Source organism: Bacillus sp. S71, assembly GCF_016625265.1.
GTDB lineage: Bacteria > Bacillota > Bacilli > Bacillales > Bacillaceae_G > Bacillus_A > Bacillus_A cereus.
The window spans coordinates 26,980-51,041 of sequence record NZ_JACVUW010000004.1; the positions used below are offsets into that span (position 1 = coordinate 26,980).

Sequence of the window (24,062 nt, forward strand, 5' to 3'; positions counted from 1 at the left end):
AGCTAATGTGAAAAATAAGGAAAAGAAGTGGTCTATTTGAAAAACTTTTTAGAATTAGGAATTAGTGAAACTTTTAATCATACATTACGTGAAAATGGAATTACAGAAGCAACACCAATTCAAGAGAAGGCAATTCCTGTTATTCTGTCAGGTAAAGATATTATTGGGCAGGCGAAAACAGGAACGGGTAAAACGTTAGCATTCGTGTTACCGATTTTAGAAAAAATCGATCCAGAGTCTAGTGATGTTCAGGCTTTAATTGTTGCACCAACAAGGGAACTAGCCCTGCAAATTACAACTGAAATTAAAAAAATGCTTGTTCAAAGAGAAGATATTAATGTACTAGCGATATATGGCGGACAAGATGTAGCACAACAATTGAGAAAATTAAAAGGTAATACACATATTGTTGTAGCGACACCAGGACGATTATTAGATCATATACGACGTGAAACAATTGATTTAAGTAATCTTTCAACGATTGTATTAGATGAAGCGGATCAAATGCTTTATTTTGGTTTCTTATATGATATTGAAGATATTTTAGATGAGACACCTGGTAGTAAACAAACGATGTTATTCTCAGCAACGATGCCAAAAGATATTAAAAAATTGGCGAAGCGTTATATGGATGAGCCGCAAATGATTCAAGTACAAAGTGAAGAAGTAACGGTAGATACAATTGAACAGCGTGTCATTGAGACAACAGATCGTGCAAAGCCAGATGCACTTCGTTTTGTTATGGATCGTGATCAGCCATTTTTAGCAGTTATTTTCTGTCGTACAAAGGTTAGAGCAAGTAAGCTTTATGATAATTTAAAAGGACTAGGTTATAATTGTGCTGAACTTCATGGTGATATACCTCAAGCGAAACGTGAAAGAGTTATGAAGAGTTTCCGCGAAGCTAAAATTCAGTACTTAATCGCAACGGATGTAGCAGCTCGTGGACTTGATGTAGATGGTGTAACGCACGTATTTAATTTTGATATCCCTGAAGATGTAGAAAGTTACATTCACCGCATTGGCCGAACAGGACGTGCAGGTGGATCAGGTCTTGCAATTACGTTCGTTGCAGCGAAAGATGAAAAACATTTAGAAGAAATTGAAAAAACGCTTGGTGCACCAATACAAAGAGAAATAATCGAACAACCGAAGATAAAACGTGTAGATGAAAATGGAAAACCGGTACCAAAGCCGGCTCCGAAGAAATCAGGTCAAAATCGTCAAAGAGATAGCCGCGAAGGTTCAAGAAGTGAATCAAGACGTGATTCGAGAAATAGCTCGAGAAGTGATTCAAGAAATAGTTCGAGAAATAGTTCTAGAAATGAAAATAACCGATCATTTAATAAGCCAAGTAATAAAAAAGGTAGTACAAAGCAAGGTCAGCAAAGACGTGGTCGTTAAAGTGTGAAGTGGTAATTGGGATGAAGAGTTATATCGTTTGTTAATAGAGAAATCGATATATATAATAAAAAATCCTGATACAATTATTAATGCAGAAGGAGTCACAAAATTTGTGGCTCTTTTTGTATTTTAAGATTAGGTTGGTATGCATTTGCACCATAAGAGTAAAGTTTATAATTTCATTTACCGTATTTAAAGTAATTAAAAAAATAAAGAAAAAATAAAATGTGGAGCTTTAATTTGTACGAATGTTCGGATAGTTATATAATGATTTTCTGACTATTGAAATATGGAGGGTACAAATGAAAAGTGAAACGTTACACACACAAGAAGATATTTTAAAAATGCTCGATTCATTATTAAGACCTGCTGAACCCTTTTGGAATGAGTTTTATGAGAATAGAGAAAAGGATGTTCCGTTTTTTGAAAATGTTCCAGATGAGAATCTAGTTTCTTATATACAAAAAGAGAGAGTTTTAAAAGGGAAAGTATTAGAACTTGGATGTGGTCCGGGTAGAAATGCAATTTATCTAGCGAATGAAGGATTTGATGTAACAGCAGTGGATTTATCTGTAGAAGGCATTAACTGGGCAAAAGAGAGGGCATTGGCAAAAGGGGTAGAAATTCATTTTATTTGTGATTCAATTTTTAATTTAGAGGTTCAAAATGAATTTGATTTTGTATATGATTCGGGCTGTTTGCATCACATTCCACCGCATAGAAGAATAAATTATGTGGATTTAATTAAAAACTCATTAAAATCGGGTGGTTATTTCGGATTAACATGTTTTGCAGCAGGCGATTTAGATGAGCGAAATGGATCAGAAATAACAGATTGGGACGTATATAGAGAATGGAGTCTACAAGGTGGTCTTGCATACTCGGAAGAAAAGTTAAGAGAGATATTTAAAGAATTTGAGGTAATTGAGATTAGAAGGATGAAACAAATGAAACAACCGAATGAAATGTTTGGAGAATCATTTCTTTGGACAGCATTATTTAAGAAGAAATAATAAAGTAGATAATTGACAAACTCATCGTTTTTATAGACAATATATTAATAGGAATATACGTTCGGTTTTTGAGTGACGTATGTTTTACATAAATACATAACAAGGGGCTGTCTCCATATGAGTAACGCAAATCAAAAAATTACTACGTTTTTAATGTTTGAGGGCAAAGCTGAAGAAGCAATGAATTTTTATACGTCGCTATTTGATCAATCGGAAATTGTAAGTATTTCTCGCTACGATGAAAATGGACCTGGTAAAGAGGGAACTGTAATTCATGCAACTTTTACGCTAAATGGCCAAGAGTTTATGTGTATTGATAGTTATGTAAATCATAATTTTACATTCACTCCAGCTATGTCTCTTTATGTAACTTGTGAGACAGAAGAAGAAATTGAAACGGTCTTTCATAAACTAGCGCAGGATGGAGCAATTCTCATGCCTTTAGGTTCTTATCCGTTTAGTAAAAAGTTTGGCTGGTTAAATGATAAGTATGGTGTATCTTGGCAGTTAACTCTTGCTGAATAAAAAAGAAAAAGCATAGCTTATTTGTTTAATGGATTTAGTTAAAAGCTTGAAAAACTAAATAACATAAAAAAGCGTTCCAATTGTCAACAGATTTGGAATGCTTTTTTTGTGTCTTTTTAGAATTTTTAGTAATTATTAGTGTTTATCTGTTAATATAAATATAGACAACTATGTATGAACTATCAGGCGGGTTAATAGAAAAAGGAAAGCATAAATAGTTAATAAGTTTACACTTAAAATCCAACTAGATCGTTAGGAGGAATAATCGCAATGGATATTACACAACAAAACAGTAATGCATGGGATAAGAAGGTTGAAGAAGGTTCTAGATACACGCAGCCTGTAAGTAGCGAGGTTATTGAGAAAAGCAAATCAGGTGAATGGGAGATTACAGTCACTACGGAAAAATCAGTTCCTAGAAAGTGGTTTCCAAAGTCATTAGATGGATTAAAGATACTTTGCTTAGCATCAGGTGGCGGACAACAAGCACCTGTTCTAGCTGCTGCTGGAGCAGATGTAACAGTTACTGATATATCTAAGAAGCAATTGGAACAAGATGAAAAGGTAGCAAAACGGGATGGTTTGACTTTGAAAACAGTACAAGGAGATATGTCAGACCTTGGTGATTTTGAGGATGAATATTTTGATATTGTTATAAATCCTGTTTCTAATTTGTTTGTAAAAGATGTTCATCTTGTATGGGATGAAGTTTCTAGGGTTTTAAAGAATAAAGGTATTCTTATTGCTGGATTTACAAATCCGTTACTATGGATTTTTGATGATAACCAAGAGCAAAAAGGTATTCTTGATGTTAAACATTCAATTCCTTCATCAACATTGGATTATTTACCAGAGGATGAAGTTCAAGATTACATCGATTCAAATCAAACAATAGAATATGCGCATACTTTAGAAGACCAAATCCAAGGCCAAATTGAAGCTGGTTTTGTTATAACAGGTTTTTTTGAGGATGATTTTGGTGGAACAAGGATATTAGATAAGCATATTAAAACATTTATTGCGACAAAAGCTATAAAGTTAAAGATGGATTAAGAATTTTTGCTTGTCATACGGGGCGTTAGTCGAAGAATGCTCTTAAAATAGAAAAGGATGGTGCTTTCCATCCTTTTCCTTATGTATTTTGAGTGTCGAAACTATTCTCAAAACAAGTTTTACACTACCAATTGTATAATTAGGTTATGCTTTTATATTAAGAATTTTGCTGACCAAATCTTTTCCCGAGTTTAGCTAACAATTCAGGTTGATCGCTTTGGCTCATTATAACTTCAATAAAGATAAGTTGATTCTTATTAAAAGTTATATTTGTTAAGACTTCTGCTAATTCTGCTTCATTTTCTACTTTAAATGTTAGACTTTTTTCTTCTGACCCAAATACCATTGATAGTTTATTGTAATCCCACATTTGTATATCATTATAAGGTTGGTTTTGGCCGTGAATGGCACGTTCAACGGTGTATCCGTTGTTATTGATTAAAAATATAATCGGTTTTAAATTTTGACGTAGTATAGTTGATAACTCTTGGGCAGTTACTTGGAAAGAACCATCACCAATAATTAAAATGTTGCGCCGTGATAAATTGGCGAGCTGTGTACCAAGTAGAGCGGGCAGTGTATATCCGATAGATCCCCATAACGGTTGTCCTACATATGCAGTGTTATTAGGTAGAGGGATAGCAGCACTACCAAAGAAAGGTGTTCCTTGCTCTACAATTAAGACGTCGTTTTCTTGTAAGAAATGGTACATTTGCTGCCAAAAACGTTTTTGTGTGACCATTTGTGCTTTTGGGATGAACTCTTCAGTAAAAGGTGATGATTCTAAAATAAATGGCTTAACGTCAAGGGTATCTTTATTACGATGCTCAATTGAATCACTTAAATGTTGTAAAACATCCTGCATTACAACTGGACCGTATTTTTTATCTATAATTTTCACAGTGTAGGGATGGATTTCTATAACTTGTTCTTTTGTAAAACCTTGTGTGAAGCCGCCTGTAATAGTATCAGTTAACTTCACACCAATACTAATAATACAATCAGATTCATCAATTCTTTTTCTCAAGTACGGAGAACTTACATCACCAGTATAAATCCCTATAAATTGAGGGTGTTTTTCTGGGAATATTCCTTTTCCCATACTTAACGTCGCGATGGGAAACCCAGTTTTTTCTACAAATTGATGTAAATTTTCTTTAGCGTGAAATCGATCTACTTCAAAATCAGCTAAAATTACAGGTTTTTTGGCGTTATTTATTATTGAAGTGGCATGTAGTAGCATTTTATCCAACGCTTCTTTATTACTTAAAATCGGTTTATATAAAATTGGTTCTGTAGGTTTATTAATTGGTTTATTATATACATCAATCGGCAAATTAATATGAACCGGGCGTTTTTCATTCCAACATGCACGTAAAACACGGTCAATTTCCTCAGCAGCATGCTCAGGTTTTACATTTGTTTGTGCCACAGTGATTTCTCGATACATATTGGAAAAGTGATCGAACTTTCCATCTCCTAACGTATGATGGACGATTGCTCCATTTTCCATTACTTTTGTTGGTGGCGTACCCGTGATTTTTATAACTGGCACGTTTTCCGCATATGAGCCAGCAATACCGTTAATAGCGCTTAATTCTCCAACTCCGAAAGTAGTAATAAGAGCAGCGATTCCTTTTATGCGAGCGTACCCATCTGCTGCATATGCAGCATTTAATTCGTTACAATTGCCAATCCACTTTAAATTTTCATGTGCTACCACATCATCTAAAAAGGCAAGATTATAATCACCAGGAACCCCAAATATATGTTCAATTCCTAATTCATGTAGTCTATCCAATAAATATGTACTTACAGTATATTGTTTTTTCAAATGAATCATCTCCTAATTATGCAATGAATGTTTCAATAGACTAAATAAGTTCTAATGCGTTGATTAAAATATTCATTACTAGATTGTGGTATAATTTACATACAGGGGGAAAGTAGATGACACAACATAAAGAAGAACAGATGAATGAGGCATTAGCATTATTTTATTTTGCATATAAAACATTTACTGAAAAGCCAGATGAAATTATAAAAGAATATGGCATTCAACGAGTACATCATCGAATTTTATTTTTTATCGCACGTTTTCCAGGGATAAGTGTAAATGAGTTATTATCACTATTAGAAATAAGTAAACAAGCTCTCCACGGACCGCTACGTCAACTTGTGGAGAAGGGCTTAATTGAGAGTAATGAAGCTATGCATGATCGACGTGTGAAACAGTTGTCTTTAACAGAAAAAGGTACAGATTTAGAGAAAAAACTGAGTGATGTACAAAGACAACAAATGGGTGCTATTTTTTCAAAATTTGGTGAATCATATGAGGACAATTGGCACCAAGTTATGAATGAAATGGCAAATAGCCGATCAGGTTTTGATGCTTGGATAACGAAACGTGAACTACCAGTCGATCAAAAATAATGAAAAAACTTCTGTTTTTATCGTTTGAAAAAGAACAAATTTTATCCATACATTTGGCAACTATGATTTGGTCATAGAGTGAATGGATAAAAAGATACATTACTAGATACTTTATACGTGTACGCAATGGAACAATAAAATTCACATTTCCGAAAGGGGAATTATAATGATAAAACTTGTACTTATTCGTCACGGACAAAGCTTATGGAATCTTGAAAATCGCTTTACTGGATGGACAGATGTTGATCTATCAGAGAATGGATTAAGTGAAGCGAGAGAAGCAGGAGCAATATTAAAGAAAAACGGATATACTTTTGATGTGGCTTATACATCTGTATTAAAACGCGCAATTCGGACGTTATGGATTGTACTTCATGAGATGGATCTTACTTGGGTCCCAATACATAAATCTTGGAAGCTAAATGAAAGACATTATGGTGCATTGCAAGGGCTGAATAAAGATGAAACTGCACAAAAATATGGTGAGGAGCAAGTTCATATTTGGAGAAGAAGTGTTGATGTAAGACCACCGGCTCTTACTGAAGACGATCCTCGATATGAAGCGAATGATCCAAGATATAAAACACTCAAAAAAGGTGAATTTCCATTAACTGAATGTTTAGAGGATACGGAGAAGAGAGTACTTACTTATTGGCATTCAGAAATTGCGCCGACATTAAAAAGTGGTAATAAAGTAATTATTTCATCACACGGTAACACAATTCGCTCGCTAGTAAAATATTTAGACAACCTTTCAAGTGATGGTGTAGTTTCATTAAATATTCCCACTAGCATTCCGCTTGTTTATGAATTAGACGAAAACTTACGTCCGATTCGTCATTATTATTTAAGTATGGATGGAGAAGTACCTGAAGGGGAAATTCCGAAACATATTTCTTTTTAATACGAAAATTTGAAATGAATGCTTGTCTACATATACAATATAGACTCATGGTAAAGTAAAACTTTAATCAGTGGGGGTCTTACTGCCCACAAATAGCAGGATAAAAGACGTGGTACCTTCTAATATATATGCGATGTAGCTAATTTTAGAAGCTTGTCCACGTCTTTTGTCATAAAGAGAGCAACTTGCGCATGTAATGATATCGTGAGTAGTTTTTGAATGGAGGGTGATGTGATTAATGATCTCTAACATTCGAATTGGCTTATTTGTTTTAGCGATTGTCTTTGTAGTCCTTGTTTTCTTTTTTTGGAAAAATGAGGAGTTGTACGAGGAGAAAAAGCAACGTATTAGAAAGACTTGGTATGGTTTGTTTATCATATCTGTCACTGTGTATTTCATGATAAAAGGAATCGATTTAACCCTCTGGAAAAATCTTTTAATGTTTACTGCGATGGTTATTTTTGTTGATATTGCGTTCATTTTAACACCTAATATTTCAGAAATATGGGGTGCGAAATTTAGTGATATTGGCAAGACAGTTCAATCGATAAAACGATCATTAATTGCATCTAAAGCGAGAGGAGAAATATACACGACAATTATTCAAAATGTTAATCCATCAGTATTCGGTACGATGGAATGGCATATGGAAGAGGAATATACAAAGAGCTTAAATGCATTTTTAGATTCATATGGGGAAAAGATTGGCGCGAAAATTGTTGTTTTTGAAGCCGCGAAAGAGTTAAATACAAACTTTCGTGGTATTCGCTCGCAATTTAGTATTATCGTTCCGTTAGAACATATCGAGCAATTGAATGAGCAGAAAGCGGTGCAAGTAGAAAATGTCGGGATTATACCAGCAAAAATAGTAAGTGACGTTTTCATTGTTATTGATGGAAAGAAAAATAACCTGCAAGATCGGGATTTTGAAAATGTATATAATTTAACAATACATCATAGTTATTTTAGTAAATAAGGACAGAATCTTTTTCTGTCCTTTTCTTATATACATAAATTAAAAACAAAATCCGACAAAGTTGAATAAAATTGGACAATCATTCCTACACTAGCATGTAGAGGTGATTGTAGTGGTAAAAGATTATGACAATGATTTTTTTAAAGAAGATAACGAAGATACAACAGATTTCTCTTTAATAAAAGGGGATACGTTGCAGCAAGTAGAAGAATTAGAAGAAGAATTAAAAAGAAAATCATAAGTGTACACTCTTTCTACATTTGCTATATAATATAAATAAAAGGTTGTATCTTTTTGAAAAGGGGGAGAAGAGATGGCTGAAGTCAATGTACAAAAGTCTTCGTTTTTTAAAGAAAAAAAAGAAGAATCCAATACAGATTTCTCTCTTGTGAAAGGTGCATTAACGGAGAATATAAATCGGTTAGAGAAACTGATGAATAATAGTAGTTCAAAATATATACAGGTGAAAAGAAAAAAAGAAAATGCATAGAGCATTTTCTTTTGTTTTTTTATTTAATAGTAAACTTTTCTCTTATTTTTTCAGGCAAATCTGCTTTCTGAATCTCTTCATAGGACTTTACTTCAATTGATGATATTTCATTTTTATTATTATCATCTTGATCTACATAAAGGCGTAAAAACGCGTCTGCATTTAATTTATGATTGTTTTCTTTTTTTGTACTTCTAAATGTAATTTGTTTTTTGACGCCATCTTCATCATATGCGGGCAGCGTATAGTTTCGTAAGTTTCTACCATCTACCTTTTCGATAGTTCCTTCGCCTTTTATCTGCATGTAATATACATCTTTACCAATTCTATTTAGTGACGCTCTCTCACAGCCAATAGTAAAACTAGAAAATAATAAACATAGTGTAATAATTGCTAAAAACTTTTTCATTTTCTTTATCTCCTTTAATGTGTTTCTTTAAAAAGTATACGGCTATTATTAAATGAGAAAAATCGATATAGATTACAATGCCCTTACAATGTTGTAAGAGTGTTTTACATAAAATGAACAATAAAAGTTAAAAGAAAGGTAAAATAATGAATCATGGTATAATGATAAAAGACTTACATACTATTTTTTCATTTTGAAAGGAGCTTGAAAAATGTATTCTACTTTAGAACAATTAACAAAGCACCCTGTATTTTATCATTTTGCAGAAATTTCAAAGATTCCTAGAGGATCAGGTAATGAAAAGGAAATTAGTGATTATTTAGTGGGCTTTGCAAAAGAGCGTAACTTAGAAGTCATTCAAGATGAAGCATTAAATGTCATTATTAAAAAAGAAGCAACAGTTGGTTATGAAAATGTACCAGCTATTATTATTCAAGGTCATATGGATATGGTTTGCGAAAAAAATCAAGCAACAGTACATGATTTTGAAAAAGATCCAATTGAATTAAGAATCATTGGGGATATGTTATATGCAAATCAAACAACTTTAGGTGCTGATAATGGTATTGCAGTTGCGTATGCATTAGCCTTATTAGATTCAAAAGAAATTACGCATCCAGCACTTGAAGTCGTTATCACTACTGAAGAAGAAACGACAATGGGCGGGGCTTTTGCTATTGATCCAAACCATTTTGAAGGAAAGATATTTATAAATATTGATTCTGAAGAAGATCATAAATTACTTGTAAGTAGTGCAGGTGGTGCGAAAGCTGTTGAAACAATTCCCGTAATTTGGGATGAAACGCCAGCGAATATGGATGCATACCGTCTATATGTTGGTGGTCTAAAAGGCGGACATTCTGGTATGGAAATTGATAAACAACGCGGTAATGCGAACAAAGTATTAGGACGAGTATTACGTGATTTATCAGCACATACGGAGTTTAACATAAGTGAAGTTCACGGCGGATTAAAAACGAATGCAATTCCGCGTGAAAGTGTAGCTACAATTTTAATTCGTACAGAAGATGTAGGACAAGTAGAAGAAAAACTAGAATCATGGACACGTGTATTACAAGAAGAAATGCGTGCTGTTGATCCAGATGTTCATGTTACACTGACAAAATTGGATGAAAAAGTTGAAAAAGTATTTGCTAAAGAGACACAAAAGCAGCTTATTTCATCATTATTCTTAATTCCAAATGGCATTCAAAGTATGAGCATGGATATTAAAGGTCTTGTAGAAAGCTCAACAAATTTAGGCGTTATTGAAACGTTGCAAGATGAAATTAAATTACGTAACGAAGTGCGAAGTTCTGTAAGTAGTTTAAAACAACATGTTGCAGAAGAAATCAAATATATTGCTGAATTAGTTGGTGCTACATTTGAAATAGAGTCAGAGTATCCAGAATGGCCATACAATCCAAACTCACAAATTCGTAATTTATTTGAAAAAGTGCATCAAGAAAAATACAATAAAGAAATTGAAATCTTCGCTGTGCATGCGGGGATTGAGTGTAGCGCATTCGTTCAAAAAATGCCTGAATTAGATGCAATTTCATTCGGACCAGACATTTTTAACGTCCACACTCCAGATGAACATATCAGTATCTCTTCTGTAGTGAATAACTGGGGATTCTTCATTGATGTAATGAAGGGTACAAAAGAATTAGCTAAGTAATAACGACGAAATAAAAAGGAGCCTATAAAAATTTATAGGCTCCTTTTTTGTATTGGAATTTATCCCGCTATTTGCAGAGCAGCCCGATTGGTTTAACTAACAATCAGTGGGGGATGAATAAAACCACTACTGATCAAAGTTTCACTTTATGAGAAGTCATTTTTCGTTAGTATGTAATATTAAGCTTGAACAATTAATAAGGATGAATTGTTGATGTTTTTTAGTACTGATGAAGGGGTGGAGAAATGAAGGGAAGAAAGCATTTTATTGTTTGTATGTTTTTATTGTTCTTCACATTTAGTTTTATTGGTGTTCAGAAAATAATAGCAGAGGAAGTTGAATTTACAGGAACAACAGCTCCATTGAATGTAAATGTTAGAGAGGCAAAAAGTTTGAATGCAAATATTGTAGATGTGATTCCCGGAAATACAAAAGTATCTTTTAAAGGATGGGAGTATGGTGAAGCGGTTAAAGATTACTGGACAGGAAATTTAGATAATCGTTGGTTTTATTATTTTAAAGATGGAAAAAAAGTATATGTAACGTCAGCGTATATTAATGGAAATCCTCCAAATACATCAATAGATCGTAAATTATCTGTACCTAACATATTACAAGAAAGATCAAATTGGTGTTGGGCAGGCACTTCGGTTTCAGTTTTAAATTATTTTGGGAAAACTCCTTCACAAGATCAGTACGTTAGGTATGTTAAGGGTGGATCATATAATAATCCTGCAACTTCACGTGAAATACAATATGGATTATCGGGATATGGTGTTAGCTCAGCTATAAGTTCTGGAGCAAAATCGTATGATTGGTTCAAAAGTCAAATTAATAGTAATCAGCCGATGATTGCACTCATTATGTGGCAAAATGGAGCTAACATCGGACACTTTGTAGTACTTGATGGATTTTATAAAGGGACAAATGGAACAGATTATATAACGTACATGGACCCTTGGTATGGTGATCATTATAATCATAATTTCAGTACGTTCCATAACAATAATAATTTTTGGTGGAGTGAAACTGTTTATAATATCCATGCAAACTAATAATATTAAAAGCGGGGGTTCATAAATGGGAAAACTACTTAAGCTTGTGATACCGTGCATGTGCTTAATGACCGTTATTATTTTCGCTAGTAAAATTAGTTATGCATCAAAAAATAAAAGTGAATCAGTACAATCGATCGCATTAAAAGATTATCAATATAGTAAGGGAAGTTCTTCTGAAAATTTAAGTTTTGAAAAAATAACAACATCTCCATTTTCGTTACCAATCTATGCAACAATTCCAGCACAGCAAATTTTAAATAGCTCTGAATTTAAGAATTTACTATTACCAACAAATGAAAAGCTGTGGTTTATTATGAAGGGTGAGCAGCCAGAAGGACTAATTGTTGCGAATGATATTGAACCGATTCGAACGGGCGGAAAAAATAGAAGTAAAGATTTATATGGATTATATACAGCAATAAAGAATAATACAAATGAAACAAAAGATATTAGTTATTTCGAATTTGAAGGGCAAGGAATATTGGTAGTAAATCAAAATAATGATCAAGAAATATACCTTAGTAAAGGTGCCGCTGCCATATTAAAACTTCCTACTGGTCAAAAAGTATTGAGCAGTGAAGTATTACAGAAAATGAAAGAGAGAATTGTAACTGCTTTTGAATAGTTAAATATAAACTGAATAAACAAATTAATAAATGAATGAATATGTATTTAATATGAAATTTCATGTACTGTATTATTTTCGAAAATAATACAGTACATAGTATAAAAAGGATAAAAAAAGAAAAGAGTGTAAGATTTTATGAAAAAATGATGATTATAGTAGAAATAGTTGATTCTTACTTGTTTTGTATAAAGTTCGATTCAAATTACATTTCACATTTAAAATATTTAAATAATTCAAACAGAAAAGCTTGACCTTCACACTATGTAAAGGTTTACAGTAAGACAGAAAAGGAGGTTAAGAAATGAAAAAAATAACGAATTTGTGTATGAGTGCTATACTAACCACATCTATTTTCAGTGGTTATGCTCTAGGGAAGGGGATTGAGAAAGTTCAGGCGAAGGAAATTGAAAAAACGCAAAGAAAAGATATGAAGAAAGTAGAGGTGCGAAAACAAATAGGAAAGTATACAATGCCAGATGAAAAAAACAAACATGAAGGAACATGGCTACAATGGCCTCATGAATTTACATATGGGCAAAAATATCAGCAAGAAGTAGAGCCAATTTGGATTCAAATGACAAATGCTTTAAGTAAAGGCGAAAAAGTTCATATTGTTGCATATGATCAAGAAGAAAAAGAAAGAATTACTGAGGTTTTAATAGATCACGGGGTAAATATGGGGAAAATTGATTTCTTTATCGCACCTACTGACGATGTATGGGCGAGAGATACTGGACCAATTTTTGTTTATGATAATGACAAAAATCTAAAGATATTAGACCCAGGATTTAACGGATGGGGAAAGAAAACACCATATAAGAAAGATGCTCGTCTTCGTGAGAATCTTAGTAAACAGTTAGGAATTGAAAGAATTGATTGGAATAAATTTGTTCTTGAAGGTGGCGCATTTGAATTAGATGGTAATGGAACTGCTTTACTAACTAGAAGTGCTGTGACGAATAAAAATAGAAATGCAAAATTGTCAGAAAAAGATATTGAAAAATATATTAGTGACCTTGGGGTAACAAATTTTATTTGGTTAGATGGAGTACCTAACTTAGATATTACTGATTTTCATATTGATGGATTTGCAAAATTCCACGATAAATCTACTATTATAACATTAAACAAAAAAGATTTAGCTGAATGGGGAACGTCTGATAAAGATATTAACAAGTTGTTGCAGGCAAAAGATGCTGAGGGGAATAAGTACAAGTATGTATATCTGCCGCTAAGCAAGAATAATGTTACATTAGAAAATGGGAAGCAGCTTGATTATAAAGGTTCATATATTAATTATTATATAGCGAATCAAGTTATCTTAGTTCCTAACTATAATGATCCTAATGATAAAATAGCAAATGAGATGATTCAAAAACTTTATCCTGATCGTAAAGTTGTGGGGATTGATGTAAGAGAGCTTTATAAAAATGGTGGTATGATACATTGTATTACTCAACAACAACCAATTAATTTAAAATAATATATTTATAGTGTTCAGTGGAGTTTTCTATTTCTTATGAAAACCTGTTTATCTATAGGATAGGTAAAGATGCGATGGTATTTTTACCTATTTTATTGTAATTTTTATGAGTTAAGTATACCTTTCCTATAAACTGAAGAAACCCACCCTTTTTGAAAAAAGCTTAATCAAAATGGATGGATTTTCTACATTAAAAGCTATACTTGCTGTTGAAGAAGAAACATTGTCTAAAGGTATGTTTTTACCTTTTAAAAGTCGTTTGAATCCCTTCAATAAAACATCCAAAGAGTCCTCTATTATTGGGGTTTTAAAAGTTTCTGGTACAATCATTCTTACTAAAATATCTAAATACAATCTATATTTTTTCTTTTAGCAATCCATACATGCCTATCACCTTCAGAATTATCTTAAATAATAAAAGTTCAGCGACTTTTCTGTTTTTATTTGTAAATGAACACATTATACTTGGCCAATTATTGTGCAACCTTTTCGAATAAATGATTTTCTTTATTTGAAAATAAGGGTGCATCTATAAAACCATAATGATAAACTAAAATACCTAATTCCACTCTAGAATTAATATGCCATTTTTCTTTAATATGATTAATTATCGTTGAAATTCTTCGAGGGGTAACATATATTTTTTTTGAAATTTCTACATCTGTAAATCCTTTTGCTACATAAATAGCCACTTCTAACTCTCTTTCGGTCAACATTCTTTTCATAAAATACGCTCCTTCGAAATTATCTATATAAAAATCAAAAGAAACTATTAAAAGAAATAAAGGTGAAAAACCATATTTATTTTAATCTGGCTATTTGCAGGTAGTAAGACTCCTACCTCAAAATTTAGATGTGGCAAAGAAGTCGGACTCCCTGTAAAAGCCTACCTGGAGTGGACTAATAATCAGTGATGATGAATAAAACTCCCATTGATTATTAGTGAACCATATTTTAATAATTTCTCGTATTGTGATACAAGTTTGTAAAAGAAACTATAAATCCATATAATTAGTAATTGTAACTATATTAATTTTACATTACATTAAAAGTTGGAAAATATTCTTATACTCATAAAGTGTTACATTTGAGGGAGGAAAGATGGAATTCTACAATCTTGGTATTATTATTAAAGAACTTAGAAAGAAAAAAAACATGTCACAATCTGAATTATGTCATGGAATATGTTCACAAAGCCAAATTAGTAAGATAGAAAAAGGTATTATTTATCCATCTAGCATATTGTTGTATCAATTATCTGAAAGACTTGGTATTGATCCAAATTATATATTTGCGCTAACGAAAAACAAAAAAATAAAATATATTGAAAATGTAAAATGTGTAATGAGAGATTGTGTGAAACAAAAAGAATATAATGAGCTTTACGAAATAGTGAAAAAAGAGAAAAACGAAAATAATTTCCAATCAAAAGAAGATAAACAATTTCTATTATGGCATGAAGCGATTGCTATATATTATGTAAATGGAGCAACAATTAATGCTTTTGACATTTTAAATAGAGCACTAAAACAAACCTTAAGTAGTAGTAACTTTTTATCAGAAAAAGAAATAAGCATAATGAATTCAATTGCTATAATACATGCAGAAAATGAAGACTATGAGAAAAGCATAAATATATTAAAACAAAGTTTAATTAATTTTAATAAGATAGAATTCCCTAGAGAAAAAGAAATCAAATTAAGACTCATTCATACGTTAACAAAATGTTTACACCTTGCAAATCAATTTGAAGAAGCAATAAAGTATAGTGAAATAGGCATAAAATTAGCTATAAATATGAATACTTTATACTTATTAGGTGAATTGTTTTTTGAAAAAGGTGCAATTTTATTAAAAGTTCAGCACTCTAATGAAGTTGGTTTAACATACATAAAAAAGGCATTATTTATATTTGAATTAACAGAAAGAAAACAATATATAAAAATGATCAAGGATAAATATATTAAAAATCAAGAATAAACAAGAAATAATTCTAACATAAGTTATTCCTAATTGGTATTTATTCCTAAAAAAAGTACTGTAATACGAACTATTCCTAATTGTTATTTATTGCTAAAATAAATACCGTAATATTAGATAAATATAAAGGGTGGCATTTTATGAAATCAAGAGGAATTACTCGTAAAGCAGATAGCATGGGGCGTATTGTTATTCCAATGGAAATAAGACGGAGTTTAGGAATTGTAGAAAAAGATTCTCTTGAAATGTTTATAGAAGAGGACCAGATTATTTTACGAAAATATCAATCACCAAGAGCTTGTGCACTTACAGGGGATATTTCAGACAGCAATATTTCGTTAGCGAATGGGAAGATTATTGTAAGTCCAAACGGGATGGAACTGTTAATAAAGAAGTTACAGCAATATCTTTTAAAATAAAAGGTAAGTAAGAAATTTAAAATAGAATATACTTGGAAAAAGGTCCTCTATCACCATTTAGGGGACCTTTTTATTGTTATCAATAAAATTGAGAGGCCGTAGTTGGTTCAATGAAATACGAATTACCTTATAAATAGTCTGACTATTTTTTATAAAGAAACTATTTATTTACATTTTTTGGTTTCGTGTTATATTTTTAGTGTCAATATATTTATCTTGAAAATTCTGATTTTAAACTCAGGAAAACTTTAGAAAATGAAATACTCTTACTTGAATTGAAAATCATATAAACATAGTTTGAAAATAAAGTATGAAAATGAATCAGATTTTCAAATTAAATTTGCCAATTTAACGGAGATTCGTGGGGGAAATGTGACTAAGAAGAAATCTCTTATACTCCACGTTTTTTATTTGTAAATTGGTAGTTCTAATAGCTTTGAAGAAAAGCAAAGGAGCAAAAAAGAAGTAGGTAGTTCATTCAATAGAAGATATGGTGTGAAAAAATAAAACAACGGAGGTTTTATAATGAATAAAGGAACACTGCAGATTACAGAAATCGAAGAAATTAGCATTCCTAATGTATTGAAGGATAAAATGAAGAATCTAATAGACCATGAATTAAAAACTCATAATCCTTATACTTGTGATCAAGAAATAGCTGCAAGCTTTTCAAGAGAGTGGCTTAATTGTTTGATTGATTATTTAAAGAAAACTTCGAATTCAGACATGAAAAAACTACTACATATGATAAAAGTTGCGAATTGTGGTGGGAACGTACCACCTACTCTTATTAAAAATATTCCATGTGATCCTATGGAAACCCTATTACCTGGGGAGAATCGCAAAGGTTTTAATTATGGTGAAGACGAAGACGATAGAATGAAAAAATATTTTTATGCAGAATGGGTCACATGGCTATTCGCCACACTTTTTAATTATGATGCTTTAATTCACCCATCCGAACATGCAGGGAAAAATAGATTTCACCTCATTTCCCCTTTGAACAACGATGAAGTTTTGCGAAATGTCGGTGCAAGCACCGGTGGTGGGAACTTTTATCAACATAACGATGCCACAGTGTATACAGATATGAAAGACCAATCAGATATTGAAGCAAGATTGAAAACATTCAATACGAACTTAGAAATTGTATCAAATAGACTTAATAAATCCGTGGAACAAATAGTGTCTGAAATTACTTGTGGAAAATTTACTAGAGTTGATGCTCTTTTATTAAAAGGAGTGTTAAATTTAAAAACTCAAACTCATATTGGAACGCCAAAATTACTTCAAAAGCATCTTGAAGAAAATCACTTCAGTAAAGATGATATATTGGCGATAAGTAAAATGCCTATTGCTCATATCGCAGGAATGGCGGATGGTGAAATATCTGGATTTGTAGGGGAAATAAACCAAATTATATTTTTGGATGATAATGGTGATATTATTGCAACTTGTTTGAATGGAGCAGAAAATAGATTGATTTATGTGGGAGAAAGTGAAGAAGAAAAATTGAAATTTGACATATTTTTAGAACTCTTACGAACAACGCCCACTTATAAGGTTCCACTTACATCTGAAGATTTATTAATTATTCCAAATTCATACTATGATAAACAAACAAATGTAACTCATGGTAGGGAAAGGTTATCTGAGGAAGAATATAAAATCCCGATTGGAGATAATAAGTACGGAAGAAGAATTGTTTGCAGGCAGTACGTTTCCAGCCGATTACGTGATCAGAAAGAAAGTTACTTTACAGATATCATTAACTAGTTTAAAGAGAGGAGGGGCGATGGGGAGGTTTGGGTTATAATAGCTCAAGCCTGCCCCTATTCTTTGTATGGATTTTACTATTGAATTACTCATACTACTATTTTTAGTAGCTGTATTAGCAGGATGGATAGATACAATTGCTGGGGGCGGTGGTATGATAACTATCCCGATAATGTTATTAGTAGGTATGTCTCCTTCTGTAGCGATAGCAACTAATAAACTACAAGGGAGTAGCGGAACCCTCATGGCAACAATGATTTTTATTAAGAAGAAAGAAATTAATCTCAAAGATATGCGTTTGTCCATCTTAATGACCTTTTTGGGATCCGTTTTCGGTGGATGGCTTGTTTTACAGATACGGGCAGAATATCTAATTATGATATTACCTTTTTTACTTATTATTATTGGTCTTTATTTTCTATTATCTCCAAATATAGCAAACGAAGATCGACCGAGAAAAATAAGTATGTTGTTGTTTGCGTTAACAGTGGCTCCGTTACTTGGATTTTATGATGGTTTCTTCGGCCCTGGAACAGGTAGCTTGATTGCTTTAGCGTTCATTCTCTTATGTGGATATAGTGCTACACGGGCAACTGCAAATGCTAAGATTTTGAATTTTACAAGTAATTTCGCTGCTTTGTTGTATTTTATTATTTTTGGCCAAATCGATTGGACAATTGGATTGATTATGATGCTTGGTCAAATTATAGGATCATATATTGGGGCGAAGATGGTGCTTACAAAAGGGACGGCATTAATACGACCAATAGTGGTTATTGTTTGCTTTGTCATGGCAATTAAAATTTTTTTACAAAATATAAACTGAATGTAATCAATATATTATTTGGATCAAAGTTAGAGTGTTTTCATGTTCTTATTGCAGTATTACGCTGTTTAAGATGTGTTCAAAATTACACAATTTGACTAGTGTAATGTATTGCGTTATGCTTTTTTTAGTATAAAAGAAAGGCTTGAAGATAATGATTCGTCGTTTGAGAAAGCTAAAAAATGTAGCTGTCGTAGTAAGCTTCTAAGTAAATAGCAAAATATATAATACTTAGAAGCGAGGAATAAAGTTATGAAGTATCCATTATTTAATCATTGGTCAGAAACAAAGTATATAAAAGATATAGTAACAAATCCACTCATTGAAGTGGGAGAGTACTCCTATTATTCAGGCTATTATAGTCATCAAAATTTTGAAGATGGCTGTGTAAGGTATTTGTGGGGGGATGCTAAGTCTCAAGCACTTTTCAATCCAATTGAACAGATGGGATGGCATCTTGATAAACTCATTATTGGGAATTATGTTTGCATTGCAAGTGGAGTAGTCATTTTAATGGGTGGTAACCATAATCATCACTCAGAATGGATTACAGTATATCCATTCGCTGAGCAAATTGAACAATCATATGAACCTAAGGGTGATACAGTCATAAAAAGTGATGCTTGGATTGGAATGAATGCTATAATAATGCCTGGCGTTACTATTGGTGAAGGGGCAATTGTTGCTGCAGGATCTGTCGTAAGTAAAGATGTTCCGCCGTATACAATAGTTGGTGGAAATCCTGCTAAGGAAATAAAGAAACGATTCACTGATACAGAAATAAACATGTTAATGGAAATGCGTTGGTTTGATTGGGATAGGAAATTGATTGAGAAGGCAATTCCGCTGTTATCTAGTCCATCCATCGAACCATTATTTGCTTTTTATAAAAATGAAGTGAAAAATAAATAAATCTGTTAGAAAAACTACATCCAGTATAGGGTGTAGTTTTTTTATTACAAAAAACTAATAGTTTAGACTAAAGAAAATTCATCTCTAATATAAGTCTAGCAAATAGCTGAATTGAGTAATTAAAATCCTTGATAGCTAATAAAGCATTAACGGGCAGTAAGACCACAACTGATTAAAGTTTCACTTTATTTTTTGTACATGTGGAACAAATGTATTATTTAGATTGTCTATTAATTGTAATCCTAAAAAATATGAAAGTACGAATCATTTTGAAAAATATAAGGGGATTAAAAATAGTGATATGTGTGGGAATACAAAGTATTAGGGCACCTAAAAGTGTCGGATGAGATGGTCTATATGAAAGCGATTCTAATGTCTTATATGTATATACAATTTGAGAACACTGTCTATTTTTTGAGATTATGTTAGAATAACGCTTTTTTTGAGTATAAAAATATTGGAGGTAACAGAAGTGAAAGGTATGTTTTGCAAGAGATTTATTGCAATAGTAACAGTGCTTACACTATTTTGTAGCATGTTCGTTACATTTGGAAGAGTAGCAGCGGAAACAGTTTCTGCTATAGAGGTTGAAGCAGGATCAGCAATTTTAATAGAAGCAAATTCCGGGAAAATTTTATATGAAAAAAATGCAGATGAATCATTGGCAATTGCTAGTATGACAAAAATGATGAGCGAATACTTAGTTCATGAAGCGGTGGATAAAGGAAAACTTAAATGGGATCAAAAAGTTAAAATCTCTGAATATGCACATAAGATTTCGCAAGATCGCTCATTATCAAACGTTCCATTAGAAAATGGTGGCTCTTATACGGTAAAAGAGTTATATGAGGCAATGGCAATTTACTCTGCAAACGGTGCAACAATTGCTTTAGTTGAAGAGATTGCTGGTAAAGAAGTCAACTTTGTAAAAATGATGAACGATAAGTCGAAAGAATTTGGAATGAAAGATTATAAATTTGTAAACTCTACAGGCTTAACAAATCACGATTTAAAAGGATATCATCCAGAAGGGACAACTCTAGACGAGAAAAATAAAATGTCTGCAAGGGATTGTGCAATTTTAGCACAACGTCTTATTCAAGATTTCCCCCAAATATTAAATACAGCAAAAATTCCTAAAAAAACATTCCAAGAGGGTGGTAAATATCCAATTGATATGGCGAACTTTAACTGGATGTTAAAAGGTTTAATTAAGCAATATGAAGGTGTAGATGGTTTGAAAACAGGAACGACTCCAGAAGCGGGAGATTGTTTCACTGGTACAGTAGAAAGAAATGGTATGCGCCTAATTTCTGTAGTGATAAAAGCAAAATCTCATACGGCACGTTTTGATGAAACAAAGAAATTATACGATTATGGATTTGCGAATTTTGAAGTGAAGAATGTCTACAGAAAAGATTCAGTAGTAAAAGGGCATGAAACAGTGCGAGTAGCAAATGCAAAAGACAAAGATGTAGTAGTTCAAACGAAGCAAGCTGTTTCACTTCCAATGCCGAAGGGCAATAAAGACATTTATAAAAAAGAATTTAAAGTATTGAATAAAAAACAAGAAGTGCCTATTAAAAAAGGTGTAACAATTAGTAAAATGATTATCTCGCCTAAAGATACTACAGATCCTGGGTTCTTATCAGGTAAATCATTACAAATAGACCTTGTAACAAAATCTGATGTGGAACAAGCAAATTGGTTTACACGTTTTATACGTAAAACAGGATCTTTTTTTAGTGGTATGTGGGATAGTGCGATTGATATAGTAAAAAGCTAATTTTATAGGATACAACTAAATGTTTCACTTTATAAAAATTTAATAAAATCTTTTCTTTGTATTAAATATTTTGTTTTACATTATGTATATAAAGAAATGGAGGTCAAATTAACTTTATACTGCTTATATTAGGAATTTAAAGAAAGAATATGTACAATTCTCCCACTACATTCTTATATTGGCCTTTATGAACAGCAAAATTTACAATTTACAAGGAGAACATTTTATGAGTAAGAGAATAAAAGAATTAGATTCCATACGAGGGTTAGCGGCACTTACTGTGGTATTTGGACATTTTTGCTTAATGCTACCATCGTTGCCTAATTCTATTAAATTTTCCCCGCTTAGGTTTTTATGGGCGGGTGGGGAAGCTGTTATCGTTTTTTATGTACTAAGTGGTTTTGTGTTATCTATGGCACTTTATCATTCAAAAACAAATTATTGGGGATATTTAATTAAGAGATTTGTAAGAATCTATATTCCTTATTATTTTTGGATAATCGTTACCTTTGTTTTATTTATTTTATTTTCGTCGTATGAAGTGGTAGGATTACGGGATTGGTTCTATGATAGGTGGCAAGGGTCTATAACAAAATTAGATATTCTAAACCACTTTGTGCTTCTTAATAACTTTTTTACGGAAAATTATAATCCAGTTATTTGGTCATTGGCTCAAGAAATGCGTATATCTATTGTGTTTCCTTTGTTATTCCTTCTTTTTTATAAACTGAATTGGAAGAAAACGATACTATTTGCATTGAGCTTTTCTTTAATTAGTGTTGTTCTTAATATGTTGCATATTGGGAAAGCTGAAGGATTTTATAATGGTTATGCTGATACACTGCATTTTACATCTATGTTTATGGTTGGAATGTTACTTTTTAAGTATCAGGAAAAACTTATCTACTCATATAGGAACATGAAAAAATTTAAAAAAGGATTTCTTATTGCATTAGGGATTATTCTATATTTATATTCCATTTTAATTTATGGTTTTTCCCGTAATGATACAACTTTCTTATTAAAAGATTGGGGTGTCGTAATGGGGGTTAGTATATTTATTATAATGGCTATGAGTAACCTAAAAGTAAAAGCATTTTTAAATAAGAGTGTATTTGTATATTTAGGAGAAATTTCATACAGTATCTATTTGTGTCATTTTCCAATCATGATGGTATTATTTAAACTTTTGTATACAAAGATACCTATCTTTTTCCTTCTTACTTTGTGCATTGCAATGACACTACTTTTTTCTATAGTTTCATATCATTTAATCGAAAAGAAATGTATCAACTGGGCAAAACAAAGAACAATAAATTTTTTGAAAAAAGTATAATTTCTAGATAGATTTTATCTCTTTAGTAAATATATGAATATGACCGATTCTTAAGTATACTTAGGAATCGGTCAATTTTGGATTCTAAATATAAATATAGTAAAGTGGAATATAATTGAAATCGAAAACCACTTAGAAATAACAATTACGGTGTGAGCTATTGTATAGTATAGATATGGTTAATAATAAAGGGGGAATACATATGTGGAAGCGATTTGTAGCAATTGGCGATAGTTTTACAGAGGGGATAGGGGATGAAGTTGAGGGAATTGCATTAAAAAGCTGGGTAGATCATTTTGTTCAACTGTGTGAAAACGATATAGAATATGCCAATTTTGCAAAGCGTGGGTTAGTAACTAAAGAAATTCGCTCGCAGCAATTGGAAAAAGCGCTAACTTTTAATCCAGATTTGGTTAGTCTCATTGCAGGGGCAAACGATGTTTTAAAAGGACGTTGGAATCACGATGCATATAAGAACGATATGGAATTTATGATAAATACATTAAGTAAAGCAGGGGCTGATATTATTATAGCAAACCTTCCAGATTTTACAGTTAGGCTTCCTTTTGCTTCTGAAAAAAAACAAGTAATAAAAGAACAATTATTAGAGGCAAATGAAGTTATACATTCACTGAGCAGAGAGTATAAGCTTCATCATGTTGATTTTTGGAATCATCATTTAGTTAATGATAATACGCTTTGGTCTAAGGATTTAATTCATCCAAACTCAAAAGGATATGTAAAAGTTGCTGAATTAATTTTTAGTAGTTTGCCTGTACAGAAGGCAAAATAATAGTTTGCAATTTAACGAATATGATATTAAGTGTATGAAGTTATGTTTTTTAGTAAATGGAAAGAACTAAACATTTAGCAAACAAAGCGTTTCTACGATATATTTCTACAGTAGTGCACAAATACAGAATCACAAAGAAAGATCACTTATGGAAATAGGTGGTCTTTAAATGTTTTT

25 protein-coding genes are annotated in these 24,062 nt (G+C 32.0%); 21 read left to right on the plus strand and 4 right to left on the minus strand.

Translation table 11 applies throughout. The features are described from left to right. Positions 1-27: 27 nt before the first annotated feature. The 4 genes from IBT51_RS10475 (at position 28) to IBT51_RS10490 (ending at position 3,995) form a co-directional block, all read left to right on the plus strand. Complete coding sequence (locus IBT51_RS10475; protein WP_088024071.1) at positions 28-1,404, plus strand: DEAD/DEAH box helicase; 1,377 nt, start codon at positions 28-30, stop codon at positions 1,402-1,404. Positions 1,405-1,706: 302 nt separating this feature from the next. Next, complete coding sequence (locus tag IBT51_RS10480; RefSeq protein WP_053564497.1) at positions 1,707-2,417, plus strand: class I SAM-dependent methyltransferase; 711 nt, start codon at positions 1,707-1,709, stop codon at positions 2,415-2,417. 117 nt (positions 2,418-2,534) lie between these two features. Continuing rightward, positions 2,535-2,942: a VOC family protein gene (locus IBT51_RS10485; RefSeq protein WP_000063589.1), complete on the plus strand. Its 408-nt coding sequence runs from the start codon at positions 2,535-2,537 to the stop codon at positions 2,940-2,942. A gap of 270 nt (positions 2,943-3,212) precedes the next feature. Further along, a complete protein-coding gene (locus IBT51_RS10490) occupies positions 3,213-3,995 on the plus strand; it encodes a class I SAM-dependent methyltransferase (RefSeq protein WP_053564495.1) in 783 nt (260 codons plus the stop codon). A 157-nt stretch (positions 3,996-4,152) separates the two neighbouring features. On the opposite strand, the gene IBT51_RS10495 is transcribed toward IBT51_RS10490, so the two are convergent. Next, positions 4,153-5,838: an alpha-keto acid decarboxylase family protein gene (locus IBT51_RS10495; protein WP_078401833.1), complete on the minus strand. Its 1,686-nt coding sequence runs from the start codon at positions 5,836-5,838 to the stop codon at positions 4,153-4,155. Between the two features lie 107 nt (positions 5,839-5,945). Here IBT51_RS10495 and IBT51_RS10500 point away from each other — a divergent pair, with 107 nt between their 5' ends. From IBT51_RS10500 to spoIISB, 5 genes are all read left to right on the plus strand, one after another. Then, positions 5,946-6,428: a MarR family winged helix-turn-helix transcriptional regulator gene (locus IBT51_RS10500; RefSeq protein ID WP_053564493.1), complete on the plus strand. Its 483-nt coding sequence runs from the start codon at positions 5,946-5,948 to the stop codon at positions 6,426-6,428. 166 nt (positions 6,429-6,594) lie between these two features. After that, positions 6,595-7,332 carry a 2,3-diphosphoglycerate-dependent phosphoglycerate mutase gene (gpmA, locus tag IBT51_RS10505; protein WP_053564492.1) on the plus strand — a complete coding sequence of 246 codons (738 nt, stop codon included), beginning with the start codon at positions 6,595-6,597 and terminating at the stop codon, positions 7,330-7,332. A 238-nt stretch (positions 7,333-7,570) separates the two neighbouring features. After that, complete coding sequence (locus tag IBT51_RS10510) at positions 7,571-8,308, plus strand: type II toxin-antitoxin system SpoIISA family toxin (RefSeq protein WP_200458359.1); 738 nt, start codon at positions 7,571-7,573, stop codon at positions 8,306-8,308. 112 nt (positions 8,309-8,420) lie between these two features. Further along, entirely contained in the window at positions 8,421-8,549 is a 129-nt protein-coding gene (locus tag IBT51_RS10515) for a hypothetical protein (RefSeq protein ID WP_000237818.1), read from the plus strand. Between the two features lie 72 nt (positions 8,550-8,621). Beyond that, entirely contained in the window at positions 8,622-8,798 is a 177-nt protein-coding gene (gene spoIISB, locus IBT51_RS10520; protein WP_088024060.1) for a stage II sporulation protein SB, read from the plus strand. Positions 8,799-8,817: 19 nt separating this feature from the next. On the opposite strand, the gene IBT51_RS10525 is transcribed toward spoIISB, so the two are convergent. After that, on the minus strand, positions 8,818-9,207 hold the full coding sequence (locus tag IBT51_RS10525; protein WP_000713869.1) for a YxeA family protein: 390 nt from the start codon (positions 9,205-9,207) through the stop codon (positions 8,818-8,820). A gap of 211 nt (positions 9,208-9,418) precedes the next feature. Between IBT51_RS10525 and pepD the strand changes: the two genes are divergently transcribed. The 4 genes from pepD (at position 9,419) to IBT51_RS10545 (ending at position 14,057) form a co-directional block, all read left to right on the plus strand. Next, on the plus strand, positions 9,419-10,888 hold the full coding sequence (gene pepD / locus IBT51_RS10530; RefSeq protein WP_200458358.1) for a beta-Ala-His dipeptidase: 1,470 nt from the start codon (positions 9,419-9,421) through the stop codon (positions 10,886-10,888). A 245-nt stretch (positions 10,889-11,133) separates the two neighbouring features. Next, the gene (locus IBT51_RS10535) at positions 11,134-11,943 is read left to right on the plus strand and encodes a C39 family peptidase (protein ID WP_053564490.1); all 810 of its coding nucleotides are present in this window, start codon (positions 11,134-11,136) and stop codon (positions 11,941-11,943) included. A gap of 25 nt (positions 11,944-11,968) precedes the next feature. Continuing rightward, positions 11,969-12,571, plus strand: a complete 603-nt coding sequence (locus IBT51_RS10540) for a hypothetical protein (RefSeq protein WP_200458357.1) — start codon at positions 11,969-11,971, stop codon at positions 12,569-12,571. A 304-nt stretch (positions 12,572-12,875) separates the two neighbouring features. Then, on the plus strand, positions 12,876-14,057 hold the full coding sequence (locus tag IBT51_RS10545; RefSeq protein ID WP_023521943.1) for an agmatine deiminase family protein: 1,182 nt from the start codon (positions 12,876-12,878) through the stop codon (positions 14,055-14,057). Positions 14,058-14,183: 126 nt separating this feature from the next. On the opposite strand, the gene IBT51_RS10550 is transcribed toward IBT51_RS10545, so the two are convergent. Together IBT51_RS10550 and IBT51_RS10555 are read right to left on the minus strand one after the other, a co-directional pair. Next, on the minus strand, positions 14,184-14,387 hold the full coding sequence (locus tag IBT51_RS10550) for a hypothetical protein (RefSeq protein ID WP_154816433.1): 204 nt from the start codon (positions 14,385-14,387) through the stop codon (positions 14,184-14,186). 143 nt (positions 14,388-14,530) lie between these two features. Beyond that, positions 14,531-14,782: a response regulator transcription factor gene (locus tag IBT51_RS10555; RefSeq protein ID WP_000827555.1), complete on the minus strand. Its 252-nt coding sequence runs from the start codon at positions 14,780-14,782 to the stop codon at positions 14,531-14,533. 376 nt (positions 14,783-15,158) lie between these two features. Between IBT51_RS10555 and IBT51_RS10560 the strand changes: the two genes are divergently transcribed. The 8 genes from IBT51_RS10560 to IBT51_RS10595 all read left to right on the plus strand — a co-directional run bounded on the left by IBT51_RS10560 (position 15,159) and on the right by IBT51_RS10595 (position 23,885). Continuing rightward, entirely contained in the window at positions 15,159-16,037 is an 879-nt protein-coding gene (locus IBT51_RS10560; protein ID WP_200458356.1) for a helix-turn-helix domain-containing protein, read from the plus strand. A 140-nt stretch (positions 16,038-16,177) separates the two neighbouring features. Continuing rightward, positions 16,178-16,456, plus strand: coding sequence for an AbrB/MazE/SpoVT family DNA-binding domain-containing protein (locus tag IBT51_RS10565; RefSeq protein ID WP_000842216.1), 279 nt, complete (start codon positions 16,178-16,180; stop codon positions 16,454-16,456). Positions 16,457-16,981: 525 nt separating this feature from the next. Beyond that, the gene (locus IBT51_RS10570; protein ID WP_098678374.1) at positions 16,982-18,232 is read left to right on the plus strand and encodes a hypothetical protein; all 1,251 of its coding nucleotides are present in this window, start codon (positions 16,982-16,984) and stop codon (positions 18,230-18,232) included. A gap of 67 nt (positions 18,233-18,299) precedes the next feature. Beyond that, on the plus strand, positions 18,300-19,058 hold the full coding sequence (locus IBT51_RS10575; RefSeq protein WP_029442323.1) for a TSUP family transporter: 759 nt from the start codon (positions 18,300-18,302) through the stop codon (positions 19,056-19,058). A 252-nt stretch (positions 19,059-19,310) separates the two neighbouring features. Continuing rightward, complete coding sequence (locus IBT51_RS10580) at positions 19,311-19,970, plus strand: CatB-related O-acetyltransferase (protein ID WP_000876934.1); 660 nt, start codon at positions 19,311-19,313, stop codon at positions 19,968-19,970. 472 nt (positions 19,971-20,442) lie between these two features. Then, on the plus strand, positions 20,443-21,756 hold the full coding sequence (locus tag IBT51_RS10585; RefSeq protein WP_346655900.1) for a D-alanyl-D-alanine carboxypeptidase family protein: 1,314 nt from the start codon (positions 20,443-20,445) through the stop codon (positions 21,754-21,756). Positions 21,757-21,943: 187 nt separating this feature from the next. After that, positions 21,944-23,092 carry an acyltransferase family protein gene (locus IBT51_RS10590; RefSeq protein WP_088024106.1) on the plus strand — a complete coding sequence of 383 codons (1,149 nt, stop codon included), beginning with the start codon at positions 21,944-21,946 and terminating at the stop codon, positions 23,090-23,092. Between the two features lie 202 nt (positions 23,093-23,294). Further along, complete coding sequence (locus IBT51_RS10595; protein WP_142374169.1) at positions 23,295-23,885, plus strand: SGNH/GDSL hydrolase family protein; 591 nt, start codon at positions 23,295-23,297, stop codon at positions 23,883-23,885. Positions 23,886-24,062 lie beyond the last annotated feature (177 nt).

Excerpts from the sequence above, each read along its gene's own strand:
- spoIISB (WP_088024060.1), top strand. The coding sequence starts at position 8,622 with ATGGCTGAAGTCAATGTACAAAAGTCTTCGTTTTTTAAAGAAAAAAAA.
- IBT51_RS10570 (WP_098678374.1), top strand. The coding sequence starts at position 16,982 with ATGAATAAAGGAACACTGCAGATTACAGAAATCGAAGAAATTAGCATT.
- IBT51_RS10540 (WP_200458357.1), top strand. The coding sequence starts at position 11,969 with ATGGGAAAACTACTTAAGCTTGTGATACCGTGCATGTGCTTAATGACC.
- IBT51_RS10490 (WP_053564495.1), top strand. The coding sequence starts at position 3,213 with ATGGATATTACACAACAAAACAGTAATGCATGGGATAAGAAGGTTGAA.
- IBT51_RS10590 (WP_088024106.1), top strand. The coding sequence starts at position 21,944 with ATGAACAGCAAAATTTACAATTTACAAGGAGAACATTTTATGAGTAAG.
- IBT51_RS10595 (WP_142374169.1), top strand. The coding sequence starts at position 23,295 with ATGTGGAAGCGATTTGTAGCAATTGGCGATAGTTTTACAGAGGGGATA.
- IBT51_RS10555 (WP_000827555.1), bottom strand. The coding sequence starts at position 14,782 with ATGAAAAGAATGTTGACCGAAAGAGAGTTAGAAGTGGCTATTTATGTA.
- IBT51_RS10560 (WP_200458356.1), top strand. The coding sequence starts at position 15,159 with ATGGAATTCTACAATCTTGGTATTATTATTAAAGAACTTAGAAAGAAA.
- IBT51_RS10485 (WP_000063589.1), top strand. The coding sequence starts at position 2,535 with ATGAGTAACGCAAATCAAAAAATTACTACGTTTTTAATGTTTGAGGGC.
- gpmA (WP_053564492.1), top strand. The coding sequence starts at position 6,595 with ATGATAAAACTTGTACTTATTCGTCACGGACAAAGCTTATGGAATCTT.
- IBT51_RS10510 (WP_200458359.1), top strand. The coding sequence starts at position 7,571 with ATGATCTCTAACATTCGAATTGGCTTATTTGTTTTAGCGATTGTCTTT.
- IBT51_RS10565 (WP_000842216.1), top strand. The coding sequence starts at position 16,178 with ATGAAATCAAGAGGAATTACTCGTAAAGCAGATAGCATGGGGCGTATT.
- IBT51_RS10500 (WP_053564493.1), top strand. The coding sequence starts at position 5,946 with ATGACACAACATAAAGAAGAACAGATGAATGAGGCATTAGCATTATTT.
- IBT51_RS10525 (WP_000713869.1), bottom strand. The coding sequence starts at position 9,207 with ATGAAAAAGTTTTTAGCAATTATTACACTATGTTTATTATTTTCTAGT.
- IBT51_RS10535 (WP_053564490.1), top strand. The coding sequence starts at position 11,134 with ATGAAGGGAAGAAAGCATTTTATTGTTTGTATGTTTTTATTGTTCTTC.
- IBT51_RS10580 (WP_000876934.1), top strand. The coding sequence starts at position 19,311 with ATGAAGTATCCATTATTTAATCATTGGTCAGAAACAAAGTATATAAAA.
- IBT51_RS10480 (WP_053564497.1), top strand. The coding sequence starts at position 1,707 with ATGAAAAGTGAAACGTTACACACACAAGAAGATATTTTAAAAATGCTC.
- IBT51_RS10545 (WP_023521943.1), top strand. The coding sequence starts at position 12,876 with ATGAAAAAAATAACGAATTTGTGTATGAGTGCTATACTAACCACATCT.
- IBT51_RS10575 (WP_029442323.1), top strand. The coding sequence starts at position 18,300 with ATGGATTTTACTATTGAATTACTCATACTACTATTTTTAGTAGCTGTA.
- IBT51_RS10495 (WP_078401833.1), bottom strand. The coding sequence starts at position 5,838 with ATGATTCATTTGAAAAAACAATATACTGTAAGTACATATTTATTGGAT.
- IBT51_RS10550 (WP_154816433.1), bottom strand. The coding sequence starts at position 14,387 with ATGATTGTACCAGAAACTTTTAAAACCCCAATAATAGAGGACTCTTTG.
- pepD (WP_200458358.1), top strand. The coding sequence starts at position 9,419 with ATGTATTCTACTTTAGAACAATTAACAAAGCACCCTGTATTTTATCAT.